Origin of the sequence: Psychrobacter sp. ANT_H3 (assembly GCF_027919975.1) — a bacterium.
In the GTDB taxonomy this organism is placed as follows: Bacteria; Pseudomonadota; Gammaproteobacteria; order Pseudomonadales; family Moraxellaceae; genus Psychrobacter; species Psychrobacter maritimus.
Window position 1 is genome coordinate 37,611 of record NZ_JAQISM010000009.1, and the last position, 12,722, is coordinate 50,332.

Annotated in this window: 13 protein-coding genes; all 13 read left to right on the forward strand. The window is 43.4% G+C overall.

What is annotated here, in order from left to right; genetic code table 11:
• The first annotated feature begins 93 nt into the window (after positions 1-93).
• Complete coding sequence (gene narH, locus PG901_RS06950) at positions 94-1,632, forward strand: nitrate reductase subunit beta (RefSeq protein ID WP_144297179.1); 1,539 nt, start codon at positions 94-96, stop codon at positions 1,630-1,632.
• Between the two features lie 58 nt (positions 1,633-1,690).
• A complete protein-coding gene (gene narJ, locus PG901_RS06955) occupies positions 1,691-2,488 on the forward strand; it encodes a nitrate reductase molybdenum cofactor assembly chaperone (protein ID WP_271134031.1) in 798 nt (265 codons plus the stop codon).
• Positions 2,489-2,502: 14 nt separating this feature from the next.
• A complete protein-coding gene (gene narI, locus PG901_RS06960) occupies positions 2,503-3,228 on the forward strand; it encodes a respiratory nitrate reductase subunit gamma (protein WP_201562832.1) in 726 nt (241 codons plus the stop codon).
• Positions 3,229-3,458: 230 nt separating this feature from the next.
• Positions 3,459-4,640 carry a globin domain-containing protein gene (locus tag PG901_RS06965; protein ID WP_201588786.1) on the forward strand — a complete coding sequence of 394 codons (1,182 nt, stop codon included), beginning with the start codon at positions 3,459-3,461 and terminating at the stop codon, positions 4,638-4,640.
• Between the two features lie 245 nt (positions 4,641-4,885).
• Positions 4,886-5,896 (forward strand): peptidylprolyl isomerase, encoded by a 1,011-nt coding sequence (locus PG901_RS06970; RefSeq protein WP_271134005.1) that lies wholly within the window; start codon positions 4,886-4,888, stop codon positions 5,894-5,896.
• 154 nt (positions 5,897-6,050) lie between these two features.
• Complete coding sequence (locus PG901_RS06975; RefSeq protein ID WP_271134006.1) at positions 6,051-7,346, forward strand: molybdopterin molybdotransferase MoeA; 1,296 nt, start codon at positions 6,051-6,053, stop codon at positions 7,344-7,346.
• 334 nt (positions 7,347-7,680) lie between these two features.
• Entirely contained in the window at positions 7,681-8,790 is a 1,110-nt protein-coding gene (gene moaA / locus PG901_RS06980; RefSeq protein ID WP_271134007.1) for a GTP 3',8-cyclase MoaA, read from the forward strand.
• A 57-nt stretch (positions 8,791-8,847) separates the two neighbouring features.
• The gene (gene moaB / locus PG901_RS06985; RefSeq protein ID WP_271134008.1) at positions 8,848-9,378 is read left to right on the forward strand and encodes a molybdenum cofactor biosynthesis protein B; all 531 of its coding nucleotides are present in this window, start codon (positions 8,848-8,850) and stop codon (positions 9,376-9,378) included.
• 3 nt (positions 9,379-9,381) lie between these two features.
• The gene (gene mobA / locus PG901_RS06990; RefSeq protein ID WP_271134009.1) at positions 9,382-10,140 is read left to right on the forward strand and encodes a molybdenum cofactor guanylyltransferase; all 759 of its coding nucleotides are present in this window, start codon (positions 9,382-9,384) and stop codon (positions 10,138-10,140) included.
• A 71-nt stretch (positions 10,141-10,211) separates the two neighbouring features.
• The gene (moaC, locus tag PG901_RS06995) at positions 10,212-10,745 is read left to right on the forward strand and encodes a cyclic pyranopterin monophosphate synthase MoaC (RefSeq protein WP_271134010.1); all 534 of its coding nucleotides are present in this window, start codon (positions 10,212-10,214) and stop codon (positions 10,743-10,745) included.
• 60 nt (positions 10,746-10,805) lie between these two features.
• A complete protein-coding gene (locus PG901_RS07000; RefSeq protein ID WP_055125092.1) occupies positions 10,806-11,096 on the forward strand; it encodes a MoaD/ThiS family protein in 291 nt (96 codons plus the stop codon).
• 135 nt (positions 11,097-11,231) lie between these two features.
• Positions 11,232-11,723 carry a molybdenum cofactor biosynthesis protein MoaE gene (locus PG901_RS07005; RefSeq protein ID WP_271134011.1) on the forward strand — a complete coding sequence of 164 codons (492 nt, stop codon included), beginning with the start codon at positions 11,232-11,234 and terminating at the stop codon, positions 11,721-11,723.
• Between the two features lie 94 nt (positions 11,724-11,817).
• Positions 11,818-12,666, forward strand: coding sequence for a molybdate ABC transporter substrate-binding protein (gene modA / locus PG901_RS07010; RefSeq protein WP_271134012.1), 849 nt, complete (start codon positions 11,818-11,820; stop codon positions 12,664-12,666).
• The last annotated feature ends 56 nt before the right edge of the window (positions 12,667-12,722 follow it).

The window sequence follows — 12,722 nt, forward strand, 5'->3', positions numbered from 1 at the left end:
TTTAAAAGACATTTTTTTAAGACGACATCTTTTGAAACGACATGATTGAAGAATAAAGGCTGCTTTTTCTACTAATATTTGGAGCACAGATCCATGAAAATTCGTTCGCAAGTCGGCATGGTGCTTAACCTTGATAAATGTATCGGTTGTCACACCTGCTCAGTCACCTGTAAAAACGTCTGGACCAGCCGTGAAGGTATGGAATATGCGTGGTTTAACAACGTTGAGTCAAAACCCGGTATCGGCTACCCCAAAGAGTGGGAAAACCAAACCAAATGGAAAGGCGGCTGGATACGTAATGCCAACGGCACCATCAATCCGCGCATCGGTGGTAAATTCAGAGTATTGGCCAATATCTTTGCCAACCCTGATTTGCCAGAGATTGATGATTATTACGAACCGTTTGATTTCGATTATCAACATCTACATACCGCCCCTATCAGCAACCATCAGCCTATTGCTCGCCCGCGCTCAGCCATCACCGGCAAACGTATGCAAAAGATTGAATGGGGCCCTAACTGGGAAGAAATCCTCGGCTCAGAGTTTGAAAAACGTCGCAAAGATAAGAACTTCGACAACATTCAAGCTGAGATTTATGGCGAGTACGAAAACACCTTTATGATGTATTTGCCGCGTCTGTGCGAGCATTGCTTGAACCCTACGTGCGTGGCGTCATGCCCAAGTGGCGCGATTTATAAGCGTGAAGAAGATGGCATCGTCTTGATTGACCAAGAAAAATGTCGCGGCTGGCGCATGTGTATCTCAGGCTGCCCGTATAAAAAGATTTACTATAACTGGAAATCGGGGAAATCTGAAAAATGTATCTTCTGCTATCCACGTATTGAAGCAGGCTTGCCGACAGTTTGCTCAGAAACTTGTGTTGGTCGTATCCGCTACTTGGGCGTACTGCTTTATGACGCAGACAAAATCGCCGAAGCGGCAAGCACCCCTAACGAGCAAGACCTTTATCAAGCGCAGTTGGACGTATTCTTAGACCCTAATGACCCTGCCGTTATCGCTCAAGCGTTAAAAGACGGCGTCCCGCAATCGGTGATTGATTCAGCGCAGCGCTCACCAGTTTATAAGCTGGCGATGGATTGGAAACTTGCGCTACCGCTACACCCTGAGTACCGCACGCTGCCTATGGTGTGGTATGTGCCGCCGTTATCACCGATTCAAAACGCTGCTGAAGCGGGTAAAGTCGGTATGGATGGTTTGATTCCAGATGTCGACAGCTTACGTATTCCACTCCGCTATCTTGCCAATATGCTTACCGCAGGTGATGAAGAGCCGGTGCGTTTGGCATTAAAACGCCTACTTGCTATGCGTAGCTACAAGCGTATGCAACTGGTTGAAAAACAAGAAGTACAAAGTATTTTAGATGATGTTGGTTTGACCAAGCTACAAGTTGAGGAGATGTATCGCTACTTAGCTATTGCCAATTACGAAGACCGCTTTGTGATTCCAACAGCGCATCGTGAAGAAGCCTTAAGTGATGCCTTTGCTGAGCGTAATGGTTGCGGCTTTACCTTTGGCGAAGGCTGTTCAGGACATTCTGACAACAGTATGTTTGGCCAACGTAAAGCCAATCGCCGCGATTTCATCGATACTGTCCAAAAGTGGGAGTCATAAGATGCAAACTACTCAAGTTCATACTAGCAGTTCAGTAAATGACATTATTGAGACGCCGATGATTGGCGCTTCAGACTTAAAAATACTCAAAGTCCTAAGCTTACTTATCGACTATCCAAGTAATGAGCTGTTTTTAGGCGATACGCTTGCCGATTGCACCGAGATTGTCGCCAAATCAACGCTGATTAGCCCAGAAGTACGCACACAAATTATCGACTTGATCGAAGATTTAATCGATACCGGCTCTCTTGAGGCGCAAGCGCGTTATGACGGTCTGTTTGAGCGCGGTCGTTCTTTATCATTGTGGTTGTTTGAGCATGTACATGGCGAATCGCGCGACCGTGGTCAAGCGATGGTCGATTTGATGGGTCAATATCAAGAAGCTGGCTTTGAGATTAGCGTCAAAGAGCTGCCTGATTATCTGCCTTTATATCTCGAGTTTCTAGCCTATCAAGCAACTATTATCGAAGACGATATTCAAATTCGTATGGATATCGCTGATGTTAGCCATATCATTGCGCTGCTTGCTGCCAGATTAGAGGATCGCGGTAGCCTGTATAAAGGCTGCTTTAATGCGCTATTGCAAATCGCGGGTAAACCGCTTGAGATTGTTGAAGAGTATCAAGAAAAAATCAGCAAAGAAAAGCGCGATGACAGCTTTGAAGCATTAGATAAAGAATGGGAAGAAGAAGTGGTGACGTTTTTGGATGCGCAACAAGAAGAGCGCTGCCCGTCACAGACGAGTACCCAAAACCTTGCGGCAAAAGCGGGGATAAAAAACGCCTCTGCTACAAATGCGGTCGATGCCCCTGTGCACTGGGTAGACTTTAAAACCAACCAACCGGTTAAACCCTAATAAGGAGAAAGGACATGAATATCGCAGATCCTAGTGTACAGTCTTTAGCCAACCTCAATTGGCTGCAAATTTTTCTTTTTGGCGTTTATCCCTACGTAGCCTTGACCATCGCTATCATTGGTACTTGGGTGCGTTTTGATTTATCTCAGTATTCATGGAAGGCAGGTTCGACCCAGATGCTCAGAACCAAAAACATGCGCCTTGCCAGCAACCTCTTCCACGTCGGTATTATCGTGGTATTGCTCGGGCATTTATTTGGGATGTTGACGCCGCATTTTCTTTATGACCGTTTTATCAGCGCGGGTCATAAGCAAATTTTAGCGGTGGTCGTCGGTGGTATCGCGGGGGTGTTTTGTTGGTTTGGCTTAGTCATGTTGATGTGGCGACGCTTTACCGATGACCGCATCTCAAACACCTCATCGTTCTCGGACAAATTGGTACTGGTGCTGTTATTTATTCAGCTGAATTTAGGGCTACTGTCTATCTTTACCTCAGTAAAGCATTTAGATGGTTATACCATGATGAATTTGGCCGGCTGGGCACAAGATATCACCGTCTTAAGACCTTGGCAGGCAGCAGCACGTATTGAGCAAACTGACCTTATTTATCAGCTGCATATGGCGCTCGGCATCACCCTGATTGCGATATTCCCATTTACACGGCTTATCCATATTATCAGCGCGCCAATCTGGTATTTCGGTCGCCGTTATCAGATTGTCAGAGAGAAACGTTCACAATAGAAACGTTCACAATAGCGATACAGCATTGATGTTTGGATGAAGTTACGATACTATAAGATTCATTTTTAATGAATCTTATAGAAACCACTCAATTATTAGACGGTTAAATGCTTAATCCCAGCGCTTTTTTAACAGTTTAATGATGGTTTTCTTAATGACAGTTGTCAGATTCATAGTTTGAGCTTCAATCCCAAAACTTATCAATGTGAAATATCACTAAAGGATCCACCATGGCGTCACCAAAAACCCTAGAAATCGTGAAAGCAACCGTTCCTGTACTCGAAGAACATGGAACCGCGATTACTACCGTATTTTATAAAAATATGTTTAACGAACATCCTGAACTACTGGATATTTTTAATGAAACCAACCAAAAATTAGGTCGTCAGCAAACCGCACTTGCCATGACTGTTTTGGCCGCGGCCAAGCATTTGGAAAAATTGGCGACATTATTGCCGCAAGTTACCCAAATCAGCCATAAGCATCGCGCTTTGCAAATTTTGCCAGAGCACTACCCGATTGTTGGTCATCATCTATTGGGTGCGATTAAAGAAGTACTGGGTGACGCGGCGAACGATGACATCATCAATGCTTGGACAGAAGCCTATGATGAAATCGCTTCGGTATTTATCCAAATCGAACACGGCATGTACGAGCAAGAAATGTGGTCAGGTTTTGCGCCGTTTAAAATTACCGAAAAAGCAGAAGCCGCGACTGACATTGCTGCCTTTACCGTCGTTCCCGTAAACGCTGATATTGATTTAAGCAAACTCAAATTGTCTGCTGGTCAATACATCACGGTTAAAACTGACCCAAAAGACAGTAAGCATATAGCTCTACGTCATTATTCTTTATATTCAGCGAATAGCGACAAAGGCATTCAGTTTGCCGTCAGACGCGACAATCGTAATGAGCATAATGGCTTAGTCTCAAACTATTTACATGACCACTTAGACGTTGGCGATACGATTTTACTATCTGCCCCTGCCGGTGATTTTGAGCTTAACCAAGAGCTAGTACAACAAAACGAAATCCCATTGGTATTGGTCAGCGCCGGTGTTGGCGTCACGCCAATTTTATCGATGTTAGAGGCGCAAGTAGCGGCCAATCCACTACGCCCTATTATTTGGGTTTATGCTTGTCAGAATAAAGAACATCATGCCTTTGACAGCAAGGTTAATGAGTTGCTTGCCGCCGCTGAGAATGTAGAAAAGCATATCTTCTACTTTGAGTCAGGGCAAATTCTAGACGAAGCATGGCTTGCTACTTTACCGAAGCCTGCCGATATTTATGTTTGTGGTTCTATGATGTTTATGGAAAGCATCATCGACGGTTTAATGACCCTCGACCATGGCGTTGATAGCGTTCATTACGAACCCTTTGGTCCGAAGATGAGCCTAGAGTTGGCTTAATATTATCAGTCTAACTAAGTATTTAAGCATTGAGTAAGATAGAAAATGCGCTCAACACTTGGTTAAAGATAATATAAAGTCACTTAGCAACAGCCATAGAGCCACCTTTAAACGCTTCATCAGTGCGTAAACAATTTAAAGGCGGCTCTATTTTTTTATTTAATTTTTGACGTAAAACTTTAATCGTATTTAACGATATTTATCATCCGATTCCTTTTATCAGAACCCTTAATGGAGCAAAAGCCATGACTGTTAGTACCTACAATCCAGCCGATCATACCAGCAACCAAAACGCTCATGCCTCTACTGCTGCCCATCATATAGCAACTGGTAATGGGGATGATATTCTGCGGGTCATGCCAACCCTATCCGACTTGCAAAAACCACATTCTGACCAAGAATTTATCGAAAAAGCGATGGCGGAAGAACGCAGCAACCATAAGAACCTGATTGCCTCTAGCCGTGATGAGCTGCCTTCAGTGACGGTCAATGGTGTGATGATAGATAGAACCAATATCGCCCAAGAGCTGCAATATCATCCAGCGGAGAACAAAGAAGATGCGGTATTTTTAGCGACGCAAGCACTGGTGGTGCGTGAATTACTCAGACTGGCTGTGTTAGATGAGCCAAGTCTTGGTGAGACGGCTTGGGAAAACGATGAAGAACAAGCGATTTCTACTTTAATAGACAAAAACGTTCAAGCAACGATGCCAGATATGGCAACCTGTGAGCGCTATTATAGCCAGAATATTACGGACTTTAAGACCGATCCCATCATGACCGTACGCCATATTTTATTAGCCTGCCCGCCTGAAGATGGCGATGAGCGCTTAAAGCTTAAAAAGGTCGCGTACGAGTTTATCGAACAAATCAAAAATAACGCCAATCCTGATGCCGAGTTTATCCAATTGGCACGCCAGCATTCGGCTTGCCCTTCAAAAGAGCAAGGCGGCGAATTGGGGGTTATTAGCAAAGGACAAACCGTACCGGAATTTGAAAGCACGTTATTTAAGCTAGATAAAGGACTTGCACCAAGCCCTATCGAGAGCCGTTACGGTTTTCATATCGTTGAGGTGCTAAATAAAGAATCTGGCATTCAGATGACTTATGAGCAAGTCAGCCCTGCTATTCACAATAAGCTGAGCCAGCAAGCCTTTCACCAAGCATTATGCGATTATTTGTTTACCTTAGCGAATGAGGCGGATATCGAAGGTATCGAGATGACACTTGAGCAAGAGAATATCTTCCGTGGTTAAGCAATGCGCTGTCGGTCACTTAATTCTTATGTTATAAAATAGCTGTTATGGTATAAAGGTTCTTAAGACAATAAGCCACCTCTTATGCTATTTATGCTATGTGTCGTTCAATATCAATAACACAGTTCAATATTAATAAAATGAGTAGATATTTATGATTACGGTTGCAGAGCTAATCTCTGAAATACAGCAGCGCATAGAAACTTATAATACTAACGACTATCCGCTACATAAAAGAGACGTCGCAAGTTACGACTTATTAGACAGCCGTAATCATATATTGGCAGAAGATATTGTCTCGCCCTTTGCGATACCAAGGCAAAATCTATCGGCGATGGATGGTTATGCGATTGCTAAAGACAGCGTGCTTGCAGCAGACAGCACGATTGATATCGTCGGTGAGTCACAAGCTGGCAGCTCTTATGATGGTGACATCACAGCAGGACAAGGGGTGCGTATCTTTACTGGTGCGGTCGTTCCTGATAGCTGTGATACGGTCATTATGCAAGAAAACACCAATTTTGCCGCCATAAAAGACAGCATTGATAAATCACAGCCTTATGCTATTACCCTCAGTCAAGACGCTAAACCTGATGACAATATCCGCAAGCAAGGCGAAGAGATTGAAACTGGCGAAGCGGTTTTATTAACAGGTAAGCGCTTAAATCCTGCTGATATCAGCCTACTGGCTAATTTAGGTTTTGATAAAGTGAAGGTATATCAGCCTTTAATCGTTGGGGTACTGGCAACGGGTGATGAACTGGTTGCAATTGGCAATGAGCTGACCAGTTTGGCGCAAATCTATAACTCCAACACCCCTACTTTGAAAAGCTTACTCGCTGATTTGCCCGTCACTATTCGTGATTATGGCATCATTGCTGATGATTTAGATAAAACCACCACTGCCGTAACCCAAGCGATGCAAGAGTGCGACGTGCTTATCTCTACGGCTGGCGTATCGGTCGGCGATTATGACTTTTTAACCACGGTCATTGAACAGCTTGGGCAAATTAATCATTATAAAGTGGCGATGAAACCCGGTAAGCCGTTTGTGTTTGGCGAGCTGACACAAAATCTTGCCAAGCCGGTATTATATTTTGGCTTACCCGGTAATCCGCTATCAACCGTCGTTGGTAGCTTACAATTTGTCATTCCAGCTTTGTGGCAGATGGCAGGCGCTGCGCTACAAGAGCGCCCCATGCAATTAAGCCTAACCGCAACGCTTAAAAACGATATTAAAAAATCAGCAGGACGGATGGATTTCCAAAGAGGAATTGTATCGCAGAATGACGCTGGCGAATTTCACGTTGAGAGCTTTAGCAAGCAACAATCGCACCGTATCAAACAGCTTAGCCATGCCAATTGCTTTATTGTTTTGGCACAAGATTCTGGCAATGTGGCTGCCGGTGAAACCGTAAAAGTGCAGCCCTTCCCTTGGTTGCATAGCTGAATAATAGCTAAACAACAGCTAAATAATTGAATCATTAATAACGGTATAGTTAAAAAGTTGCATGGCTAATTAATGGTATAAAGAGTTACACAGTTAATCATTCTTTATACTGTTGATTAGCCATGAATCATGAGAAACTGCTTGGGGCGTATCTTGATTTTAAAAATTATAACCAATGAGCATCTACTACTTTGGTGGTAGTTTTCAGCTCACTTATGGTGAATGGTTATTTGCTAGCAAGCTGTCATAATCGTATTTAAATGGATTTTCCCACTCACAACCTGAGGCAACGCCTAAAAGTACACACTATACTTAATATTAATGGTAATCATCTATGAACCATCTTGCCCCCAACGCAGGTAACGTAGGTAATGCGCAATTGTATTCGCCTGCCGCTGCACCCGCTATTTTTGATGGTGACTCATCGAAAACTGCTATCACGTCGACGTATTCTCCGGCCACGCTCTCTCAACCATTAACCGATGGTTTCGCACGACGTCTCACCTATTTGCGTCTATCGATTACTGATTTCTGTAATTTCCGCTGTGAGTATTGCCTGCCAGATGGCTATCAAGGCAAACCACCACAAAACGAGCTCAGTGTTACTGAAATTGCTACCTTAGTCCGCGGCTTTGCCCAAGTCGGTACTAAAAAAGTCAGGATTACTGGCGGTGAACCCTCTATACGCCGTGACGTGGTAGACATTATTAAAACCATCAAAAACACCGAAGGTATTGAAACGGTTGCCATGACCAGTAATGGTTATAAGCTTGGTAAGCACTTAGCTAGCTGGCAAGCCGCTGGACTGAATCAGCTGAATATCAGTATGGACAGCTTTGATGCCGCGACCTTCCATAAGATGACTGGCTTTGATATGTTGCCGCAGCTCTTGGCTGATATGGATACCTTACTGGCAACCACAGATATTAAGCTAAAAATAAACAGTATTTTAATGGCTGAAACTGCCTTTGAAAATCTGATGAATGCCATCGACTATGTCAAAGACAGAGCGGTTACTTATCGCTTTATTGAATTTATGCAGACCAGTGACAACAGCGATTTGTTTTTTGCCCAGCATGCACAGTCCGATATCATTACCAATTATTTAAGCAAACACGGCTGGCAAACCCATATACGTGGTAGCAACGATGGTCCAGCGATAGAATATAGCCATCCAGATTATCAAGGGCGTATCGGTATGATTGCCCCTTATGCTGCTCATTTTTGTGATAGCTGCAATCGTTTGCGGGTAAGTAGTCAAGGCAAGGTGCATCTGTGTCTATTCGACCAAGGTAACTACGATATTCGTCAGTATCTCGAACAAGACGATGTGGCAGGGCTGGTTAATACCCTGCATAGCTTTATGCCGATTAAACCTGAGCATCATCATCTTCACGAATCAAACAGTGGCATGATGAATAACTTGTCGATGATTGGCGGTTGATTTATTAATAATAAAAACTTTTATTTTCACAGCAAGCGTATTTATTAAGGAATATCCATGAGTAAGCTGCAAGCCCCCTTTACCCCGCTTAATATCGCTATTTTAACGGTTTCTGACAGTCGTACTATTGCAGAAGATACCTCAGGGCAATATTTGGTTGACCAACTGACCGCCGCAGGGCACCAACTTGCCGATCGTCAGCTGATTATTGATGATATTTATAAAATTAGAGCCGTTATCAGTGGCTGGATTGCTGACCCAGATGTGCACGCTATCATCACCACGGGCGGTACTGGCTTTTATATTCGCGACAGTATGCCAGAGGCGGTTGGCGTCTTATTTGATAAATCAGTCGATGGTTTTGGTGAAATGTTCCGCTTAATCTCAAAAGACGATATCGGCATGTCGACTATTCAATCTCGCGCCGTGGCTGGCATGGCAAATGGTACGGGTATTTTTTGCCTACCCGGTTCATCAGGTGCTTGCCGCACTGCTTGGGAAGGTATCTTACAAGAGCAGCTCGATAGCCGCACGCGTCCTTGTAATTTTGTCCCGCACTTTATGCGCACCAATCCAGGTCACGATTAATTCATGCTTGAAGTTGCAGATAGCTTAACCCAAGCAGATGAATACAATCATTTAGCAGGTATCGTTATTTTGGCGGGCGGCGCCTCCAAACGTATGGGGTCGCCAAAAGCTGAGCTTATCTTGCCAACAGGTGAGCGTTTGCTTGATTATCATGTCAGACAAGCACTTGAATTAAGTGCTGCGATGATGAGCAATCTACCTATTATGATTGCCGATAATGGACGTGGCTTTAGCATCAATCCAAATTTGATTAAGAGTTCGAAGTCATCAATTTTTCATATTAGGGATTATCTATCTGCTAACGCTCTTTCTAACATAGCGCTTTCTAGCAATGATGATAAACCCATTGAAACCGGTGGTGCGTTGGTAGCGATTGAAGCAGCACTGCAATCTTTGGCAAGTTCAAACCAATTAACTAAAGATGCAAACTGGCAGCAATCTTGGCTGCTGGTCATTAGCTGCGATAGCTTGATTCCTATCACCGATTTATGGCAAAAACTGCAACCTTATATCACGCAAGCTGCAGACAAATCTGTTATTTGCCTGACCGATGACAGTCATTTATATCCATTGTTAGGTCTATACCGCTTGGATATGGGGCCTGATTTAAAGCGTTATATTGACGATGAGCAGCGGCAAGTAATGAAGTTTATTAAGCCGATTGTGCAGCCTGTAGCTTTCGTGAAAAAGTGGCAGAATTTAACCAATTTCAATACGCCTAAAGATTTTGCAAGTGCTTGTTTAGCCTTAAACAACTTATAAAAAGGTTTAGTTAAAGGTTTAGTTAAAGAAAGCAACTTTAAGAAAAACTGGCCATTTAAGAGAAATAAAGAATGAATAGCGACAGTCAAAAAAACAGTAATCCACCAAGCAAGCAAGCAAGTAACCAATCTGGCTTATCTCATCTAGACAGCGACGGTGATATCACCATGGTCGATGTAAGTGGCAAAACGGCGAGCACCAGAGAAGCACATGCAAGCGGACAAGTGGTTTTTCCTGCAGACATTTATACGAAAATCAAAGCCGCGGACGGTATGACCAAAAAAGGCAGCATCACCCAAACTGCTCATATCGCTGGCATTATGGCTGCCAAACGCACCCATGACCTGATTCCACTTTGCCATCCTTTGCCTTTAGATAAAATCAGCTTAAGCTTTGCATACGATGATGCAAAGCATAGCATTGCCGTGACTGCCACGGTGAAAGTTACTCATAAAACTGGGGTGGAAATGGAAGCATTAACCGCTGTTAGCGTCGCCTGCTTAACCATTTATGATATGACCAAAGCCATCTCGCATGACATTGTGATTGATAATATTCATCTCATGAAAAAAACCGGCGGTAAGTCCGACTATCAACATGCTTAAATTGGCTTTATGAATACCATCTACAAAAAGCTTAGTAATGAATAAATAATGGAGATTTCTATGAGCACTTTAGTAGAAAGCAATACAAATTCAGAGATAGATGCCTTGATGAATATTAACGTCTTATATTTTGCCAGCTTAGCCGATGAAGCCAATTGCCATGAAGAAAAAATCAAGGTGCCACAGTCGACTTCACTAACAGAGCTATATGAGCAGCTGCGCCAAAAGCATCGCTTTAGTCGCCCGCAGTCAGAGCTGCGCGTGGCGGTAAATGACTATTTTGCCAAGTGGACGGATGAGATTTATGACGGCGATAGCGTGGTTTTTATCACCCCAGTGGCTGGTGGTTAATTTAAAATAGCTTTTTATTAACCTATTCCTTTATCTTCCTTTATAAATCTACTTTTTATGAGCGCCGTGACTTTACGCGATGCTTCAAAGTTAAAAACCTCGTTATACAATATTGTTAAATAATAGGCAGAAAAAATGACAGACAATGTACATGGGCAGTCGATGAGCATCAAGCGTAGCATCGATGAGGCGTATCTCATCGCTGAACGTGATGGTTTTGCACTTTTAGATACCGATATTGATGAAAGTCGGCTTAAAAGCACCCTTGATGATGACAGCTGCGGGGCGTTTGTATGCTTTGAGGGCCGCGTTCGCAATCATAATAATGCCAGTAGCGTCAATCGTTTGACCTATTATGGCTACGAAGACCTCGCCATCAACCAAGGTCGCGCCGTTATTAAAGAAGCCAAAAAGCGCTTTGAGATTACCCATGCGATTGCCATCCATCGTATCGGTGCGCTAGAGATTGGTGATGTGGCGGTTTGGGTTGGCGTCGTCTCAGCCCATCGCTACCCTGCTTTTGATGCTTGCCGCTGGATATTGGATACCATCAAAGCCGATATTCCAGTTTGGAAGCAAGAATATTACCAAGATGACTCTTCAAAATGGCTTAGTAATAACGGTTAAACATGCGCTTCAAATAACTGCTCAAGGCGATAGCTAACCTTTAGCAATGACAGTGAGCAATAATGGCAAGCAATAATAGGAAGGTTCCATAATAATGCTTAAAATAATAACCATAACCTCAGCTTGCTTAGCATTAATGCTAACTGCTTGTAGCAAAGAGCAAACCACTCAGCCTATCCAATCAGATGCCGACAACACCACTGAGCACAATCAAACGCTGCGTATCGCTGCTGCTGCCAACTTATCTGATGTATTGCCTGAGATTATAGCCGGCTATAAAACGGATAAAAACTTGCCGGCACAAGAGATTGAGGTGACTTACGCCTCTTCAGGTAAGCTATATGCGCAAATTATTTCTGGCGCACCTTACGATATATTTTTATCTGCCAATCAAGAATTTCCTGCCAAACTTGCCAAAGAAAAACTAGATAATTTAAAGTCTGTTGACAAAACAACCTATCAGCCGTTTACCTATACCCAAGGTCAACTGGCACTGTATAGCACGACTAAATCTCTACAAGGACTCAACCCTACTGCCTTAAATGAATTATTGACGACGGGTTCTGATAGTAAAATCACCATTGCCAATCCAGAACTTGCCCCTTATGGCCAGTCAGCACAAGCGTATCTACAAGCGCAAAATATCTTTGACACGCTCACTGAGCAAAATCGTATTATACAAGCTGAAAATATCGGGCAAGCGTTTCAATATGCGCATACTGGCAATGTTGATTATGGCTTTGTCGCCCAATCACAACTGACGGCGATTAAAGCCACGCCTGAGCAGTTTTATACGTTAGCGCCAGAGTCTTACCCAGCTATTTTACAAGATGGAATAGTGCTTAGTGATGCTACTGCTGCGACAGATTTTTCCAACTATCTGCGCGCGCCTGCTGGACAGCAGTATTTTTCTAAAGCCGGCTATCTTGTGGTTGACCGATAAGGCTTTGTGGATTGACGGATTGACGGATTGATTAATAAATTAAATACATGCGCTTA

Bases quoted from the DNA above. Each gene is read 5' to 3' on its own strand.
- narH (WP_144297179.1), top strand. From the start codon at position 94: ATGAAAATTCGTTCGCAAGTCGGCATGGTGCTTAACCTTGATAAATGT.
- narJ (WP_271134031.1), top strand. From the start codon at position 1,691: ATGATTGGCGCTTCAGACTTAAAAATACTCAAAGTCCTAAGCTTACTT.
- narI (WP_201562832.1), top strand. From the start codon at position 2,503: ATGAATATCGCAGATCCTAGTGTACAGTCTTTAGCCAACCTCAATTGG.
- PG901_RS06965 (WP_201588786.1), top strand. From the start codon at position 3,459: ATGGCGTCACCAAAAACCCTAGAAATCGTGAAAGCAACCGTTCCTGTA.
- PG901_RS06970 (WP_271134005.1), top strand. From the start codon at position 4,886: ATGACTGTTAGTACCTACAATCCAGCCGATCATACCAGCAACCAAAAC.
- PG901_RS06975 (WP_271134006.1), top strand. From the start codon at position 6,051: ATGATTACGGTTGCAGAGCTAATCTCTGAAATACAGCAGCGCATAGAA.
- moaA (WP_271134007.1), top strand. From the start codon at position 7,681: ATGAACCATCTTGCCCCCAACGCAGGTAACGTAGGTAATGCGCAATTG.
- moaB (WP_271134008.1), top strand. From the start codon at position 8,848: ATGAGTAAGCTGCAAGCCCCCTTTACCCCGCTTAATATCGCTATTTTA.
- mobA (WP_271134009.1), top strand. From the start codon at position 9,382: ATGCTTGAAGTTGCAGATAGCTTAACCCAAGCAGATGAATACAATCAT.
- moaC (WP_271134010.1), top strand. From the start codon at position 10,212: ATGAATAGCGACAGTCAAAAAAACAGTAATCCACCAAGCAAGCAAGCA.
- PG901_RS07000 (WP_055125092.1), top strand. From the start codon at position 10,806: ATGAGCACTTTAGTAGAAAGCAATACAAATTCAGAGATAGATGCCTTG.
- PG901_RS07005 (WP_271134011.1), top strand. From the start codon at position 11,232: ATGACAGACAATGTACATGGGCAGTCGATGAGCATCAAGCGTAGCATC.
- modA (WP_271134012.1), top strand. From the start codon at position 11,818: ATGCTTAAAATAATAACCATAACCTCAGCTTGCTTAGCATTAATGCTA.